Origin of the sequence: Azoarcus indigens, assembly GCF_004361735.1 — a bacterium.
GTDB classification, from domain to species: domain Bacteria; phylum Pseudomonadota; class Gammaproteobacteria; order Burkholderiales; family Rhodocyclaceae; genus Azoarcus; species Azoarcus indigens.
In genome coordinates this window covers 368,261-384,250 of record NZ_SNVV01000001.1, presented here as the reverse complement: position 1 = coordinate 384,250, position 15,990 = coordinate 368,261, and the positions used below count along the sequence as shown (strand labels likewise).

Annotated in this window: 12 protein-coding genes and 1 pseudogene; 5 read left to right on the top strand and 8 right to left on the bottom strand. The window is 67.4% G+C overall.

Annotation, left to right across the window (positions count from 1 at the left end):
* The first annotated feature begins 119 nt into the window (after positions 1-119).
* The 4 genes from C7389_RS01765 to C7389_RS01750 all read left to right on the top strand — a co-directional run bounded on the left by C7389_RS01765 (position 120) and on the right by C7389_RS01750 (position 5,017).
* Positions 120-566, top strand: a complete 447-nt coding sequence (locus C7389_RS01765) for a MarR family winged helix-turn-helix transcriptional regulator (RefSeq protein ID WP_246034600.1) — start codon at positions 120-122, stop codon at positions 564-566.
* 172 nt (positions 567-738) lie between these two features.
* Positions 739-2,139, top strand: coding sequence for an efflux transporter outer membrane subunit (locus tag C7389_RS01760; protein WP_246034589.1), 1,401 nt, complete (start codon positions 739-741; stop codon positions 2,137-2,139).
* A gap of 14 nt (positions 2,140-2,153) precedes the next feature.
* Positions 2,154-3,431 carry an HlyD/EmrA/EmrK family protein gene (locus C7389_RS01755; RefSeq protein WP_133587730.1) on the top strand — a complete coding sequence of 426 codons (1,278 nt, stop codon included), beginning with the start codon at positions 2,154-2,156 and terminating at the stop codon, positions 3,429-3,431.
* A 14-nt stretch (positions 3,432-3,445) separates the two neighbouring features.
* Entirely contained in the window at positions 3,446-5,017 is a 1,572-nt protein-coding gene (locus C7389_RS01750) for a DHA2 family efflux MFS transporter permease subunit (protein WP_133587728.1), read from the top strand.
* Between the two features lie 101 nt (positions 5,018-5,118).
* Here the strand turns inward: C7389_RS01750 and nadC are convergent, their stop codons facing one another.
* From nadC to C7389_RS25830, 4 genes and pseudogenes are all read right to left on the bottom strand, one after another.
* Positions 5,119-5,967, bottom strand: coding sequence for a carboxylating nicotinate-nucleotide diphosphorylase (nadC, locus tag C7389_RS01745; protein WP_133587726.1), 849 nt, complete (start codon positions 5,965-5,967; stop codon positions 5,119-5,121).
* A gap of 71 nt (positions 5,968-6,038) precedes the next feature.
* Positions 6,039-6,929 carry a DMT family transporter gene (locus tag C7389_RS01740; RefSeq protein WP_211168151.1) on the bottom strand — a complete coding sequence of 297 codons (891 nt, stop codon included), beginning with the start codon at positions 6,927-6,929 and terminating at the stop codon, positions 6,039-6,041.
* Between the two features lie 73 nt (positions 6,930-7,002).
* Complete coding sequence (locus tag C7389_RS01735; RefSeq protein WP_133587725.1) at positions 7,003-8,259, bottom strand: cyclic di-GMP phosphodiesterase; 1,257 nt, start codon at positions 8,257-8,259, stop codon at positions 7,003-7,005.
* Positions 8,260-8,425: 166 nt separating this feature from the next.
* Positions 8,426-9,203, bottom strand: a pseudogene (locus C7389_RS25830) (aldehyde dehydrogenase family protein); the annotation flags it as partial.
* Between C7389_RS25830 and C7389_RS01725 the strand changes: the two are divergent.
* The gene (locus tag C7389_RS01725) at positions 9,111-9,368 is read left to right on the top strand and encodes a helix-turn-helix transcriptional regulator (protein ID WP_281275333.1); all 258 of its coding nucleotides are present in this window, start codon (positions 9,111-9,113) and stop codon (positions 9,366-9,368) included. The pseudogene C7389_RS25830 and the gene C7389_RS01725 overlap by 93 nt on opposite strands.
* Here the strand turns inward: C7389_RS01725 and C7389_RS01720 are convergent, their stop codons facing one another.
* The 4 genes from C7389_RS01720 to C7389_RS01705 form a co-directional block, all read right to left on the bottom strand.
* Entirely contained in the window at positions 9,369-10,874 is a 1,506-nt protein-coding gene (locus tag C7389_RS01720) for an NAD(P)H-hydrate dehydratase (protein WP_133587721.1), read from the bottom strand.
* Positions 10,875-11,034: 160 nt separating this feature from the next.
* The gene (locus tag C7389_RS01715; RefSeq protein ID WP_133587719.1) at positions 11,035-12,564 is read right to left on the bottom strand and encodes a SpoVR family protein; all 1,530 of its coding nucleotides are present in this window, start codon (positions 12,562-12,564) and stop codon (positions 11,035-11,037) included.
* On the bottom strand, positions 12,561-13,826 hold the full coding sequence (locus C7389_RS01710; protein WP_133588187.1) for a YeaH/YhbH family protein: 1,266 nt from the start codon (positions 13,824-13,826) through the stop codon (positions 12,561-12,563). The genes C7389_RS01715 and C7389_RS01710 overlap by 4 nt, the downstream gene beginning before the upstream one ends.
* A gap of 183 nt (positions 13,827-14,009) precedes the next feature.
* Complete coding sequence (locus C7389_RS01705) at positions 14,010-15,932, bottom strand: PrkA family serine protein kinase (protein ID WP_133587717.1); 1,923 nt, start codon at positions 15,930-15,932, stop codon at positions 14,010-14,012.
* Between the last annotated feature and the right edge of the window lie 58 nt (positions 15,933-15,990).

Genomic DNA, 15,990 nt, shown 5'->3' with positions numbered 1-15,990 from the left:
TGGCTGGCTTGCCATTCACTGCATAGGCAGGTATTGTCCGGCCTCGTCTCTTTGTTTTCCGTTCAAACGCTGTGCCGGACTCCCAAGCCCCATCCTCCGATTCGAGGCCCTTGTACTCCGTGGAAGGCTACCGGGCCGAAGAAAGCCTGGGCTTCTACATCGGCTCGGTGCGCTCGCGCCTGATCAACGCCCTGGACGTGAAGCTGGCGCCCCTGGGCCTGACCAGCGCGCAATGGCTGGTGCTGGTGCGGGTTCAGGCCCGCCCCGGCTGTACCGCCGCCGAGCTATGCCGCTGCATCAACACCGACACCGGTTCGATGACGCGGATGGTCGACCGCCTGGAGGAGAAAGGCTTCATCCGCCGGGTGCGCAGCCAGGAAGACCGCCGGGTGGTGCACCTGGAGATGACCGAGGCCGGCAAGGCGCTGTATCCCCAGGTGATCCCGCCGGTGGTCGATCTGCTCAACGTCCATCTTCAGGGCTTCAGCCAGGAAGAGCTGGACATGCTGATCGGTTTCCTCAAACGCATCTTGGCGAATAATGAAATCAGCTTTTCTGGAAGCTGAATTTTTTTAAGCAAATACCTGCATAGGCAGTAACGTGCTAAACAGCAAAACTACAATCAAGTCGGTAGAGGAGCGCTCAGAGCCGTCTGGCCTGAGCGGCTCTCAAGCCGCGGCCAACGGGCTGGCTGAGGCCGTTTCTGCCCGCATCCGCAACCGGAGAGGCCGGCAGCTGTTGGCCGTTTCAGTGGCGCTCGCCCTGGCCGCGTGTGCTTCACCTGGCGGCCTCGGCCCGAATGCCAGCCTGCGCGATACCGCCGGCATCGGCGCCCAGCTTGCCACCGGCGCCCACGGCGCAGCGGTGGAAGCGGGCTGGTGGCGGGCCTACGGCGATCCGCAGCTGGATGCCCTGGTGCAGGAAGCGCTGCAGGGCAGCCCCGACCTGCGGGTGGCGGAAACCCGCATCGCCCAGGCGCGTGCCCAGGCGGCGCAGGCCGGTGCGGCGCTGCAGCCCTCGGTTTCCGCCACTGCCTCGGCCACCCGCCAGCGCTACAGCGCCTACGGCATGGTGCCGGCGCCCTATGCCGGCAACTACGCCAACACGCCGGAAGCGACGCTGGACTTCAGCTTCGAGCTGGATTTCTGGGGCCGCAACCGTGCCCGCCTGCAGGCGGCAATGAGCGGCGTCGAGGCGGCGCAGCTGGAGCGCAGCCAGGCCGAACTGGTGCTGGCTGCCGCGGTGGTGCGCACCTACGGCGAGCTGGATCATCATTACGCGCTGCGCGATCTGGCGGCCGACACGGTGGCCCAGCGCAGCCGCATCGGCGAATTGACCGCGGCGCGCCAGGGGGCTGGGCTGGAGACGCGGGTGGAGCTGCGCCAGTCCGAGTCCGCGGTGTTCGCCGCCCGGACCATGCTGGCGGCGGAGGACGAGCAGATCGCCCTGCTGCGCAACCAGCTGGCGGCGCTGGTGGGCGCCGGGCCCGAGCGCGGCCGCCAGCTGAGTCGCCCGGCGCTGGCGCCGGTGGCCACGCTGCCGCCGGAAGTGCCGGCAGACCTCGTCGGCCGCCGGCCGGACCTGCAGGCCCGCCTTGCCCGCGCCCGCGCTGCCGGCGCGACAGTGGATGTCGCCAAGGCCGCCTTCTACCCGAACGTGAATCTGTCCGCCTTTGTCGGCCTGCAGGCGGTGGGCTTCGACCACTTCCTGCGCAGCGACAGCCGCATTGTCGGCATCACCCCGGCACTCAGCCTGCCTATCCTGGACGGCGGCCGCCTGCGCGCCGGCCTCGCCCAGGCTTACTCGGAACAGGACGAAGCGGTGGAGCAATACAACGGCGCGGTGCTGGGCGCGCTGCAGGACGTGGCCGACCGGCTGGTGTCCTGGCAGGCGCTGGACCGCCAGCGCGCCGAGCAGCAGCAGGCGCAGGCGGCGGCGGAGGAGGCTTATCGCCTCGCCCTGCTGCGCTACCGCGAAGGGCTTTCCAACTACCTCACCGTGCTGAGCGTGGAAACCCAGGTGCTGGAGCAGCGCCGCCAGGCAGTGGAGCTGGCCGCCCGCAGCCGCGATAACGCCATCGAACTCAGCCGCGCCCTGGGCGGCGGCTTCTCGGCCACGCCGGCCGCAGCCCGATCCTGATTCCCGGAGACATCATGTCTGACAGCGAAAACCGATCCCCCGCCAGTTCCGCGCCGCGCCGGCGCCCCGCCATGCTGCTGCTGACCGCGCTGGTGTTCGGCACCATAGGCATCGCCTGGGGCGCCTGGTGGGCGATAGAAGCGCGCCACCATGTGGATACCGACGATGCCTACGTGGCCGGCGACGTGGTGCAGATCACCCCGCAGATCGCCGGCACCGTGCTGGCCATCCATGCCGACGATACCGACCAGGTGCGACCCGGCACCGTGCTGGTGGAACTGGACCCGGCCGACGCCCAGGTGGCGCTGGACCAGGCGGAGGCCGCGCTGGCGCGCACCGTGCGCGAGGTGCGCACCTTGTTCGCCACCGGCGCCTCGCTGGACGCCACCGTGGCGCAGCGCCAGTCCGACCTTGCCCGCGCCCGCGACGACCTGCGCCGGCGCGAGGCGCTCACCGGCACTGGCGCGGTGTCCGGCGAAGAACTGCAGCACGCCCGCAGCACGGTGAACGCGGCCGAGGCGGCGCTGGCGAATGCCCGCGAGCAGCGCGCCTCCAATCATGCACTGATCGACAACACCACGGTGGAGCAGCACCCCAGCGTGGCCCAGGCCGCCGCCAAGGTGGAAGAGGCCTGGCTGGCGCTGCAGCGCGCCAGGCTGCCCGCGCCCATCGCCGGCCAGGTGGTGAAGCGCAGCGTGCAGGTGGGCACCCGGGTGTCGCCGGGGCAGCCGCTGATGGCGGTGGTGCCGCTGGACAGCCTGTGGGTGGAGGCCAATTTCAAGGAATCCCAGCTGGGCGGCATGCATCCTGGCCAGCGCGCGGTGCTCACCGCCGACCTCTACGGCAGCAAGGTGGAGTACCACGGCCGCGTCGTCGGCCTGGCCGCCGGCACTGGTTCCGCCTTCGCCCTGCTGCCGGCGCAGAACGCCACCGGCAACTGGATCAAGGTTGTGCAGCGGGTGCCGGTACGCATCGCGCTGGACCCGGAGGAACTGAAGGCGCATCCGCTGCGCATCGGCCTCTCCATGGTGGTGGATGTGGACAGGCGTGATCCGGGTGACGGCCAGCCGCTGGCCAGCGCCGGGGTGACGGCGCGCCGCAGCAGCGAGGCCATGCCCTCGCTGGCCGATGGCGCGCGCCAGCGGGTGGAGGCCATCGTCGCCGCCAACCTCGGCGCCGCGGTGTCGCGCGGCGCGCCGGTGGCCGGCAGTCCGGTGGCCGGCACCCCGGTGGCCGGCACCCCGGTGGCCGGCACTCCCGCCGGCCATGCGCCGCTGGCCGTGCTGCGCTGAGCGGAGACGCTGCCATGCAGGCCGCCGCGCCTACCTCTGCGCCGCCACCGCCGCTGAGCGGCCGCACCCTGGCCATCGCCACGGTGTCGCTGTCGCTCGCCACCTTCATGAACGTGCTGGACACGACGATTGCCAACGTGTCCATCCCGGCCATCTCCGGCGACGTCGGCGTCAGCCCCAGCCAGGGCACCTGGGTGATCACCTCCTTCGCGGTGGCGAACGCCATCTCCATGCCGCTCACCGGCTGGCTCACCCAGCGTTTCGGCCAGGTGCGGCTGTTCGTCGGCTCGGTGCTGCTGTTCGTGCTGGCCTCGCTGCTGTGCGGCCTCTCTGGCAGCCTGGAGATGCTCATCGCCTTCCGCGTGCTGCAGGGCCTGGTGGCCGGGCCGATGATTCCGCTGTCACAGGCGCTGCTGCTGCAGAGCTTTCCGCGCGCCAAGGCGGGCGTGGCGCTGGCGGCCTGGTCGATGACCACGCTGATCGCGCCGGTGCTGGGGCCCATCCTCGGCGGCTGGATCTCGGACAACATGTCCTGGCCGTGGATCTTCTACATCAACGTGCCCGCCGGCCTGCTCGCCGGCCTGGTTACCTGGCGCATCTTCCGTCATCGCGAGTCGCCCACCCGCAAGCTGCCGATAGACGTGGTCGGCCTGGGCTTGCTGGTGCTGTGGGTGGGCGCGCTGCAGGTAATGCTGGAGAAGGGCAAGGAGCTGGACTGGTTCGCCTCCGCCCAGATCGTCGCCCTGGGTGTGACCGCTGTGGTGGGCTTCTGCTTCTTCCTGATCTGGGAGCTGGGCGAGAAGCACCCCATCGTTGATCTCTCGCTGTTCAAGCGGCGCAACTTTTCCACCGGCGTGGTGGCGATCGCGCTGGGCTACGGCATGTTTTTCGGCAGCGTGGTGCTGATGCCGCTGTGGCTGCAGCAATACCTGGGCTACACCGCTACCTGGGCGGGGTTGGTGACCGCGCCCATCGGCATCTTCGCCATGATCCTGTCGCCAGTGGTGGGCAAGACGCTGCACAAGACCGATCCGCGGCTCTACGCCAGCGCCGCCTTCATCCTGTTCGCGGTGGTGAATTTCATGCGTTCTGAATTCACCCTGGGCGTGGGGCCGTGGCAGCTGGTGCTGCCGCAGCTGATCCAGGGCGCGGCGGTGGCGGCCTTCTTCATTCCGCTGACTTCGCTGACCCTGTCCGGCCTGTCGCCGGACCGCATTCCGGCGGCCTCCGGCCTGTCCAACTTCCTGCGCATGGTGGCGGCGGCGGTGGGCACCTCGGTGTCCACCACCACCTGGGAGAACCGCGCTTCCATGCACCACGCCCAGCTGGCGGAGCATGTGAATGCCTACGAGCCGGCGGCGCGCAGCTACCTGGACAGCCTGATGTCGCTGGGCATGAGCCAGGACGCGGCGCTGGCGCAGATCGAGCGCCAGCTCAACGCCCAGGCCTACATGCTGTCGGCCAACGAGTACTTCTGGCTGTCCGGCCTGCTGTTGCTGGGGTTGGGGGCGCTGATCTGGCTGGCCAAGCCGCAGCGTCAGCCGGCGGGCGGTGGTGGCGCTCCGGCGATGGATGCCGGGCATTGAACGATGGCGCCGGTAGCCGGTACGTCCGGCGCTGAAAAACCGAACGGCCCGCATTGGCGGGCCGTTCTGCTTTCGACGCGCTGGTTCAGGCCACAGCCGCCTCATTCCTCGACGTGACGCAGCGACAGGTCCAGCGCGGTGACGTCCTTGGTCAGGCTGCCGATGGAGATGCGGTCCACCCCGGTTTCGGCGATGGCGCGCACCTTGTCGAAGCTGACGCCGCCGGAGGCTTCTAGCTCGGCGCGGCCATTGGTGATGCGCACCGCCTCGGCCATTTCCTCCATGCTCATGTTGTCCAGCAGCACCATGGTGACGCCTGCGTCCAGCGCCTCGCGCAGTTCCTCCAGGTTCTCCACTTCGACCTCGATGAAAACGTTGGAGGGTGCGATGGCGCGCGCCTGCTCTACCACCTGGCGGATGCCGCCGGCGGCGATGATGTGGTTCTCCTTGATCAGGATGCCGTCGTAGAGGCCGATGCGGTGGTTGGTGCCGCCGCCCACCGCCACCGCGTACTTCTGCGCCAGGCGTAGGCCGGGCAGGGTCTTGCGGGTGTCGATGATCCTGGCGCGGGTGCCGGCCACCGCGTCCACGAAGCGGCGGGTGACGGTGGCGGTGCCGGAGAGCAGCTGCAGGAAGTTCAGCGCGGTGCGTTCGGCGGTGAGCAGGGTGCGGGCGTTGGCGACCACGTCGCACAGGGTCTGGCCGGCCTCGACGCGGTCGCCGTCGCGCACGTGCCAGAGCACGGTGGACGCCGGGTCCAGGGCGGCGAAGGTGGCGTCGAACCAGGCGGTACCGCAGACCACTGCGTTTTCGCGGGTGATGACGCGGCCGCGGGCATCGGTGCCGGCGGGAATGAGGCGGGCGGTGAGATCGCCGGTGCCGATGTCTTCGGCCAGGGAGGTGGCGACGTTGCGCTGGATCTCGACGCGGAGCTGCTCGGAAAGAGTCATGAGTGGAGTCGCTTCTAGGTGGACCGGGCGATTTTAGCACCGGCCCCCGGCCGCAACGGACCGGGCCTGCCTCAGCCCGGCTCCACCGCGGGCCGCGGGCGGCGGCTGTCCAGCGCGATGATGGCGCCGGCCAGGGCGATGGTCAGGATGCCGCCAAGCGCGGCGCCGTCCGGCACATGGTCGAACACCAGCCAGCCGAACAGCGTGGCCCACACCAGCTGCACATAGAGGATGGGCGACAGCACCGAAGCCGGCGCGTCGCGGAAGGCGCGGATGAGCAGGAAGTGGCCGAGGCCGCCATACACGCCCATGGACAGGAACAGCAGCCCGTCCACCAGCCCCGGCACCGGCCCGCCCCAGACCCAGGGCAGCGCCAGCGACATGCCGGCGCTGCCGATGAGCGCGGTGTAGAACAGCATGGTCACCGGGTTCTCGGTGGGCGACAGCTGGCGGGTGAGGATCTGGTAGATGGCGTAGCTGACCGCACCGCCGAGGGCGAAGGCGATGCCATCCGCCACCAGGCCGCTGCCGGGGCGGGCGATGAGCAGCACGCCGGCGAAGCCGACGGTGACCGCCGCCCAGCGCAGCGCGCCGATGCGTTCGCCCAGCACTGGCCGGGCGAGCAGGGTGACGATGAGTGGCGCGGCGAAGACGATGGCGGTGGTTTCCGCCAGCGGCATGCGCGACAGCGCCGCCATGGCACAGAAGGTGGTGCCCAGCAGGCAGAGCGAGCGCACCACCTGGCGGGCGGGGCGCTGGGTGCTCACCAGCCTCAGCCGCATCGACGGCGCGAGGAACACCACCATCAACAGGAAATGCACCACGTAGCGTGTCCATACCAGCATGGGCACCGGGTAGCTGCGGCCAAGGTATTTGGAGGTTGCGTCCAGCAGCACGAAGAGCACGAGCGCGCCGAGCAGCAGCAGGACGGCGCGCAGCAGGTGGGTGGGGGAGTCGGGCATGGTCCTTGTTCTTGTTGTCGGCGGGAGCGGGCCTGGCCGGTGCAGCGATGGAGAAAGCGGCGCCGGCGAGTGCTCAGCTGCTGCCCTCGACGTAGTAGTCCACCCGGCCGCGCGGGGCGAGGTACTCCACCACTTCCACCGGCAGCTTGGCCGGGCTGAGGGCGCTGGCGACCTTGAGGTCCACCTCCTTCAGGTCCAGCAGCATGGCTTCGTTGCGCGGCACATCGGCGTCGTGGAGCATCACCAGCGGCCGCAGCAGGTCGTCCGAGTGGGTCTCCACCACCAGGCCGACGGCGCCGTTGGAGAGGGAGACGAAGCTGCCCGGCGGATACACGCCCATGGTACGGACGAAGAGCTGCAGCAGCGTGGGGTCGAAGTGGGCCGCCTCGCTGCGGAACATCTGCCGCAGCGCTTCGGCCGGCGTCTTGGCTTCGCGCAGGTCGAAGGGGTTGCACAGATTGTCGTAGCGGTTGCCGATGGCGGCGAAGCGCGCCAGCCGTGGAATCTTCTCGCCGGCCAGGGCGTTGGGGAAACCGCTGCCATCCCAGTGCTCATGGTGGCAGGCGATGATGTTGCGCACCGGTACCGGCAGGTCGCGCACCGCTGCCACCGCCTTGACGCCGTAGCCGATGTGGGAGCGGTAGAAAGCTTCCTCGGGCGGGGTGCGGGCCGGGCTGCGCAGCACGCGGGCGGGGATCTCCGCCTTGCCGATGTCGTGGATCAGCGCGCCCATGCCCAGCAGCTTCAGCTCTTCCTCGCTTAGATTGGCGGCACGGCCCAGCAGCAGCGACAACACCATCACGTTGAGCGAGTGGAAGGCAATGCCGGCCTCGCGGCTTTTCTGGTTCACCAGGTGGATGACCATGCTCTCGCTGCCGACCAGCCCGCTGACCACGCCACCCACCAGGTTTCTGGCCCTGGCGTGGGATTCCACCGGCTTGGCGGCGAAGCCTTTGAGGATCTCGCCGGCGGCGATGGCTTCCTGCTCGTACTGGCGTTCGCGCCGGGCGAGGCCCTCGCGCTGCTGGCGCAATTGGGCGGCGCGGCCGCGCTTCTCGTCGAGCATGCCGGCCAGGGCGGCGCCGCTGAAATCTTCCTCGTCGGCGGGCCCGCCCTGGGCGGCGCCGACGGCACGCTCAGGCAGGGGCTGGGCGCTGCTGCGCGCCGGGTCCCAGGCGATCTCGGTCAGGCCCATCTCGCGCAGCGCCTGGATCTGCTTCTCGCTTGAGAGACGGAATTCGTTGATCAGGAAGGGATGGCGCAGCCAGCCCACGGAGGCGAGGGAAATGAAGATGCCGGGCTGGAGGCGGTCGATGCTGAGTTTCTGCATGAACTCTGGCTGCTTGGGGTTGCAGCGATTGTAATCCGCGTCGGCGCGCCGGCAAGCGTTGCGAGGCCGCCGCTTGCCCGGCAGGGCAGGCGGGCCTTGAGCTTGGCACGACGACGGGGCTCTTGTCGCCCAGTTCCAGCACGATGCACTTCATGTAGCGGCCGGCGAGCTCGGCGAGGATGCGGCCGGTCCTGGCCGAGCCGGTGAAGGTCACCAGCTTCACCTGCCGGTCGGCGAACAATTCGTCGCCCAGCGCTTCATTGGTGGTCGGGATGACGTTGAATGCGTCCGGCGGCAGGCCGGCTTCCTCCAGGATCTCGGCGAACTTCAGCGCCGCCGGCGGGGCGTAGGGCGAGGGCTTGAGCACGAAGGCACTGCCGGCCGCCAGCGCTGGCGCGAGCTTCTTGCCGGTGAGCAGGAAGGGGGCGATGCCGGCGGCCGCGCCCAGCGGCGATGCGGAAGGTGATCATATAGTCGCACTCGAGCATCGCCTTGCCAAAGACATTGCCGCCTTCCTCGATCAGCACCTTGGCGATCTCCATACGGCGCTTTTCGACGAGGTCGGCGGCACGGCAGAGGATGGCCTCGCGCTGGGAGGCCAGCGTCTTGCCCCAGGCTTCCTGCGCAGCGGCGATGTCGGCGGCGGTGGCCTGCCGCACCAGGGCGATGGGCTCGCGGGTGTAGGGATTGATCACCGGGGTGACCGGCTGATCGGGGGACTCCCAGGCGCGGAGCCGACCTAGGGAGTGTAGGCCCGCAGCTGCGGATCGTGCGGGGCGTTCATCTTCAGGGTTTTTTGTCGATACGGATGGGGCTGCGCTTATATCCGTGCCTGCCTGAGTGAGCCGTCGGTGGACCTTGCGGCGGTCGCAGGCTACCTGAACCTGGCGCCGCGCATGCTGCAGGCGCTGTTCAAGGAGCAGGGCCGGACCTTTACCGGCCATCTGCCGGAGCAGCGCCTGCTGGCGGCGGAGCGGCAACTGGCCTGCAACGGTCGGACGCGGGTGAGCGAGATCGCCTACGCGGTCGGCTTCTCCGACCTTTCCTACTTCAACCGGGCCTTCCGCCGCCGCTTCGGCATGACGCCGGGCGAGCGGCGCGGTGCCTGATCAACGGCTGCGTGTGGCCTCGATCAGCCAGCCGTTGTAGACGCCGCGGGCGGCATCGATGACCTCGCCGGCGGTGAGGCCGATGGGACCTATGCCTTCCCGCGCCAGGCGGTCGGCGGCGGCGCCGTGCAGATGGACAGCGGCGATCAGCGCCGATTCGGCCGGCCAGCCCTGGGCCAGCAGGCTGACGACCAGGCCGGTGAGCACGTCGCCCATGCCGGCGGTGGCCATGCCCGGGTGGCCGGTGCCATTCACATACCACTTGCCCTCGGGTGTGGCGATGAGGCTGCCGCAACCCTTGAGCACCACCAGCGAGCGGAAGCGGCGGGCCAGTTCCAGCGTGGCGGCGAGGCGGTCGCGCTGCACGCTGGCGGTGTCGCTGCCCAGCATGCGGCCAGCCTCGGCCGGGTGGGGCGTGAGCACGGTGGGCGCGCTGCGCTGGAGCAGGGCGTCGCGCAGGCTGGCGTCCTGGCCCAGCAGGTTGAGGGCATCCGCATCCAGCACCAGCGGAATGTCGCGCGCCAAGGCGGCTGCCAGCAGGGGCGCGGCTTCCGGCCGGGTGCCGAGGCCGGGGCCGACGGCCAGGGCGGTGAGCCGCTGGGGAAGCGCGTCCGCCCTGCGCAGCATGAGTTCCGGATGCAGCGGATCGACGGCAGGCGCCTGGGCGTCCAGCAGGCCGATCAGCACCCGGCCGGTGCCCAGCCACAGCGCGGCGCGGCCGGCCAGCAGGGCGGCGCCCACCATGCCGGTGTCGCCGCCGAGGATGCCGACGTCGCCATGCAGGCCTTTGTGGGTGTTGCGCGGGCGCGGCACCAGGTGTTCGCGGAACAGGCTGGGGCGGATGGCGCGGCCGAGCGCCGGCACCCAGGCAGGGCCATCGACTTCCAGCCGCTGCACCGAGATCTCGCCGCAGTGGTCGGGGCCGTCCAGTGTCAGCAGGCCGGGTTTGAGGGCAATGAAGGTGGTAGTGTGGGTGGCGTGGAAGGTGGCGCCCAGCAGGCGGCCGGTGTCGGCATCCAGGCCGCTGGGCACGTCCAGCGCCATGCGCGGCGCCTGCTGGGCGTTGAGGGTATGGATCCAGGCGGCGAGGCGGCCTTCGATGGGGCGGGTGAGACCGATGCCGAACAGGGCATCCACCACCAGCGCCCAGCCCTGCGCTGGCGCGGCCGGGAGGTCGCAGACAGTGCTGCCGCCGGCAGCGAGGTAGTCGTGATGCGCCTTGGCGGCCTCAGTCGGCAGACCTTCCGGCGTACCGGCGAAGGCAACGGTGACGTCGCGGCCGGCCTGGCGCAGCTGCCGCGCCATGACGAAGCCGTCGCCGCCGTTGTTGCCGGGGCCACAGGCGATGAGGATGGGGCCGGGCCGGTCCATGATGAGCCGCACCGCGTCCTCCGCCGCAGCGCGCCCGGCGCGTTCCATCAGGGAGGGGCGGGCGGTGGGTACGAGGGTCTTCTCGATCTCGCGGATGCCGGCGACGGAATAGATGGGGAGAACAGGCGAGAACATGGCGGCGTCTTGCGGCCTATCGGACAGGGCAGAGCCCGGATTCTAAGCGCTGGACCCGCGCCGTGGGCCGCCATGTCACGCTGGTTTTCGCTGCTGCGGCCACGCTGGCGCAGATTGTCACTCCGGCCGGGCGGATGGGGCGCCGCTCCGCATCCTTCTCTCAGCGTTCGCCGTTGCGACGCTTCTCCAGCCGGGTCTCGTGGATGAGATCGACATCACCGTCTTCGTCCACCGCCTCCAGCCGCACGGTGAAGCCCCATAGGCGGGCGATGTGCTTCATTACTTCCTCGGTGCTGTCGCCCAGCGGCCGGCGGCGGTACTCCTGCAAGCGCAGGGTGAGCGAGCGGTCGCCGCGCAGATCCACGTTCCACACCTGGATGTTGGGTTCGCGGCTGCCGAGGTTGTAGTGCTCCGACAGCACCTCCCGCACCCGGCGGAAGCCGGAGTCGTCATGGATGGCGGAGACCTTGAGCTTGTCCTCGCGATCGTCGTCCAGCACCGCGAACATGCGGAAGTCCCGCATCACTTTCGGCGACAGGTACTGGGCGACGAAGCTCTCGTCCTTGAAGTTCTTCATCGCGAAGTCGAAGGTTTCGCGCCAGTCGCTGCCGGCAATCTCCGGGAACCAGCGGCGGTCTTCGTCGGTGGGCGATTCGCAGATGCGGCGGATGTCCTGCCACATGGCAAAACCCAGCGCATACGGGTTGATGCCGTTGTACCAGCGGGTGTTGTAGGGCGGCTGATAGACGACGTTGGTGTGCGACTGCAGGAACTCCAGCATGAAGCTGTCCGCCAGCAGGCCTTCGTCGTACAGGGTGTTGAGCAGGGTGTAGTGCCAGTAGGTGGCCCAGCCCTCGTTCATGACCTGCGTCTGCCGCTGGGGGAAGAAGTATTGGGCGATCTTGCGCACGATGCGGACGATCTCGCGCTGCCAGGGCTCCAGCAGCGGCGCGTTCTTCTCGATGAAGTAGAGCAGGTTCTCTTCGGGCTCGTCGGGGAAGCGGCGCTCCACTGCGGCGTTGCTATGGGTGTCGTGGATGGGGAGGGTGCGCCACAGATCGTTCACCTGCGTCTGCAGGTATTCCTCCCGCTCCTGCTGGCGCAGCTTCTCCTTGGCCAGCGATAGCTTGGGCGGGCGCTTGTAGCGGTCCACCCCCAGATTCATCAGCGCATGGCAGGAGTCGAGCAGCAACTCCACCTCTTCTTCGCCGTAGCGCTCTTCGCAATGGGCGATGTAGTTACGGGCGAAGATGAGGTAGTCGATGATCGCGTCCGCGTTGGTCCAGGTGCGGAACATGTAATTGCCCTTGAAGAAGCTGTTGTGGCCGTAGGCCGCGTGGGCAATCACCAGGCCCTGCATCGGCAGGGTGTTCTCCTCCATCAGGTAGGCGATACAGGGGTTGGAGTTGATGACGATCTCGTAGGCCAGTCCCATCTGGCCGCGCCGGTAGCCCTTCTCGGTGGCGAGGAACTGCTTGCCGAAGGACCAGTGGTGATAATTCACCGGCATGCCCACCGAGGCGTAGGCGTCCATCATCTGTTCGGCGGTGATGACCTCGATCTGCACGGGATAGGTGTCCAGGCCGTACTGCGCGGCCACACGGGCGATCTCGGTGTGGTAGCGCTCTATGCTCTCGAAGGACCATTCCGAGCCGCCGGGCAGGGGCTTTTTCTTTTCTGTCCGCTTCATGCCAGATTCTTCTTGAAGAGTTCTCTGAACACCGGATAGATGTCGGCCGGTTCCTCGATCCGCTGGAGGGCAAAGTTGGCGTGGGCGCCCTGCAGCTTCTCGTACTCGCGCCAGAGGTTCTGCGGCTCTCCGGGCGTGATCTCGATGTAGGCGAAGTACTGGCACCAGGGCAGGATGCCTTCGCCCAGCACCTCGCGGCAGATGGGCGAATCGTTGTCCCAGTTGTCGCCGTCCGAGGCTTGGGCACCATAGATGTTCCACTCGCCGCCGGCGTAGCGCTGGTGAATGACATCGCGCATCAGGTTGAGCGCGCTGGACACCACCGTGCCGCCGGATTCCCGCGAGTGGAAGAACTCGTCCTCGTCCACCTCTTTAGCCACCGTGTGATGGCGGATGAAGACGACCTCGATGTGCTCGTAGCTGCGGTTGAGGAAGAGGTAGAGCAGCATGAAGAAGCGCTTGGCGGTGGCCTTTTTCTCCTCGTCCATGGAGCCGGAAACGTCCATCACGCAGAACATGACCGCCTGGGTGGTGGGGCGCGGTACCTTTATCCGGTTGTTGTAGCGCAGGTCGAAGCTGTCGATGAAGGGGATGCGTTCGATCTTGGCGCGCAGTTTGCCCATCTCTTCCCGCAGGGCGCGCACCTCGTCGCTGTCCTCGTCCTGCTCCTTCAGCAGGGCTTCGAGTTCCTTGTGCAGCTCGCGCAGCCGCGAGTTGTAGGGCGAGCCGACCGCCAGCCGCCGGCCGAGGGCTCCGCGCATGGAGCGAACGACGTTGATATTGGCCGGCACGCCGTCCGAGGTGAAACCCGCGCGCTGCGTCTTGTAATCGGTAATACGTGCGAGTTGGGTGCGGACGAGATTGGGCAGGGCAAGATCGTCGAAGAAGACGTCGAGGAATTCCTCGCGCGAGAGCTGAAAGACGAAATCGTCCTCTCCTTCGCCCTCATTACTGGCCTTGCCGCTGCCGGAGCCTCCGGCGCCGCCACCCATGGGGCGGTTGATCAGGTCGCCGCCGGAGAACTGGTCGTTGCCAGGGAAGACCTGCTCCCACTCGCCGCCTCGCCCGTGCTGGAAATGGGGTTCCGAGAGGTCGCGTGTGGGAATGGAAATCTTCTCGCCGTTATCGAGGTCGCGGATGGAGCGTCCCTGGATTGCATCCGAAACCGCGCGACGGATCTGCTGCTTGAAGCGCCGCATGAAGCGCTGGCGATTAACCGCGCTCTTGTTCTTGCTGTCGAAGCGCCGATCGATGATGCGCACCTTGTCTTCCTCCAGTGGCGGCCCACGATGCGTGGGGAAGATGTTGCCTGCGTAGACCGGACGGCGGCGCGGTTCCTTGCACGCGGCCAGGTCCAGACACGGCAGCGCCGTCGCAGGCGCCACGGCAACGCCGTGAGGCGGCGGCACTCCGCTCTCCGGGGGAGCGCGCAATGCCGAACTGCGTCAAGAAGACTTGCGCACCCGCAGGTACCACTCGCACAGCAGCCGCACCTGCTTCTCGGTATAGCCCTTCTCGATCATGCGGTTAACGAAGTCCTGATGCTTCTTCTGCTCGTCGGCGCTGGCCTTGGCGTTGAAGCTGATGACCGGCAACAGGTCCTCGGTGTTGGAGAACATCTTCTTTTCAATCACCGCCCGCAGCTTCTCGTAGGAAGTCCAACTGGGGTTGCGCCCTTCGTTCTTCGCCCGGGCCCGCAATACGAAGTTCACCACCTCGTTGCGGAAGTCCTTCGGATTGCTGATGCCCGCCGGCTTCTCGATCTTCTCCAACTCGTCGTTGAGCGCAGAGCGGTCGAGAATCTCGCCAGTGTTCGGGTCGCGGAACTCCTGATCCTGGATCCAGAAGTCAGCGTAGATCACATAGCGGTCGAAGATGTTCTGACCGTACTCGGAGTAGCTCTCCAGGTAGGCCGTCTGGATCTCCTTGCCGATGAACTCGGCGTAGCGCGGCGCCAGATACTCCTTGATGAAGCCGAGATAGCGTGCCTCGACCTCGGGCGGGAACTGCTCCTGCTCGATCTGCTGCTCCAGCACGTACATCAGGTGCACCGGGTTGGCCGCGACCTCGCGGTGGTCGAAGTTGAAGACCTTGGACAGCACCTTGAAGGCGAAGCGGGTGGAGAGGCCGGTCATGCCTTCGTCGACGCCGGCATAGTCCCGGTATTCCTGGAAGCTCTTGGCCTTGGGATCGGTGTCCTTCAGGTTCTCGCCGTCATACACCCGCATCTTGGAATAGATACTGGAGTTCTCCGGCTCCTTGAGTCGGGACAATACCGCGAACTGGGACATCATCTTCAGTGTGTCCGGCGCGCAGGGTGCCTCGGACAGGGAGCTGTGGGTGAGCAGCTTCTCATAGATGCGTATCTCGTCCGACAGCCGCAGGCAGTAAGGCACCTTCACCGTGTAGATACGGTCGAGGAAAGCCTCGTTGTTCTTGTTGTTCTTGAACGACACCCATTCCGACTCGTTCGAGTGGGCCATGATGATGCCGTCGAAGGGAATCGCCCCGAAGCCTTCGGTGCCCTTGTAGTTGCCCTCCTGGGTGGCGGTCAGCAAGGGGTGCAGCACCTTGATCGGCGCCTTGAACATTTCGACGAACTCGAGCAGGCCGCGGTTGGCCAGGCAGAGGCCGCCGGAATAGCTGTAGGCGTCCGGGTCGTCCTGGGAGTATTCCTCCAGCTTGCGGATATCGATCTTGCCGACCAGCGAGGAGATGTCCTGGTTGTTCTCGTCGCCTGGCTCGGTCTTGGCCACCGCCACCTGCCGCAGCACCGAGGGAGTGAGCTTCACCACCCTGAACCTGGTGATGTCGCCCCCGAATTCATGCAGACGCTTGACCGCCCACGGGCTCATGATGGTGTTGAGGTAACGGCGGTGGATGCCGTAGTCGTCCTCCAGGATGTGGCCGTCCTCGGTCACGTCGAACAGGCCCAGTGGCGATTCATGTACCGGCGAGCCCTTGATCGCGTAGAAGGGCACCTTCTCGATCAGGGTCTTCAGCTTCTCGGCCAGCGAGGACTTGCCGCCGCCCACCGGGCCCAGCAAATACAGGATCTGTTTCTTTTCCTCCAGCCCCTGAGCAGCGTGTCGGAAGTACGACACGATGTGCTCTATGACTTCTTCCATGCCGTAGAAATCGCGGAAGGCAGGGTAGAGCTTGAGGACCTTGTTGGAAAAAATGCGGGAGAGGCGGGGGTCCAGGCGGGTATCGACAAGTTCCGGTTCGCCGATCGCCATGAGCATCCGTTCGGCTGCCGTGGCGTACGCGGAGCGGTCGGCCTTGCACAGCTCCAGGTATTCCTGGATCGACATCTCCTCTTCACGGGCGGCTTCGAAGCGGGCTTGGTAGGCATTGAAGATGCTCATGGGGACGTCTCCTAAACTAGCGGGCTCCAGGTGCCCGGCGCAGGTTCGTCGAAGCGTC

Excerpts from the sequence above, each read along its gene's own strand:
- C7389_RS01755 (WP_133587730.1), top strand. The coding sequence starts at position 2,154 with ATGTCTGACAGCGAAAACCGATCCCCCGCCAGTTCCGCGCCGCGCCGG.
- C7389_RS01750 (WP_133587728.1), top strand. The coding sequence starts at position 3,446 with ATGCAGGCCGCCGCGCCTACCTCTGCGCCGCCACCGCCGCTGAGCGGC.
- nadC (WP_133587726.1), bottom strand. The coding sequence starts at position 5,967 with ATGACTCTTTCCGAGCAGCTCCGCGTCGAGATCCAGCGCAACGTCGCC.
- C7389_RS01740 (WP_211168151.1), bottom strand. The coding sequence starts at position 6,929 with ATGCCCGACTCCCCCACCCACCTGCTGCGCGCCGTCCTGCTGCTGCTC.
- C7389_RS01735 (WP_133587725.1), bottom strand. The coding sequence starts at position 8,259 with ATGCAGAAACTCAGCATCGACCGCCTCCAGCCCGGCATCTTCATTTCC.
- C7389_RS01720 (WP_133587721.1), bottom strand. The coding sequence starts at position 10,874 with ATGTTCTCGCCTGTTCTCCCCATCTATTCCGTCGCCGGCATCCGCGAG.
- C7389_RS01715 (WP_133587719.1), bottom strand. The coding sequence starts at position 12,564 with ATGAAGCGGACAGAAAAGAAAAAGCCCCTGCCCGGCGGCTCGGAATGG.
- C7389_RS01705 (WP_133587717.1), bottom strand. The coding sequence starts at position 15,932 with ATGAGCATCTTCAATGCCTACCAAGCCCGCTTCGAAGCCGCCCGTGAA.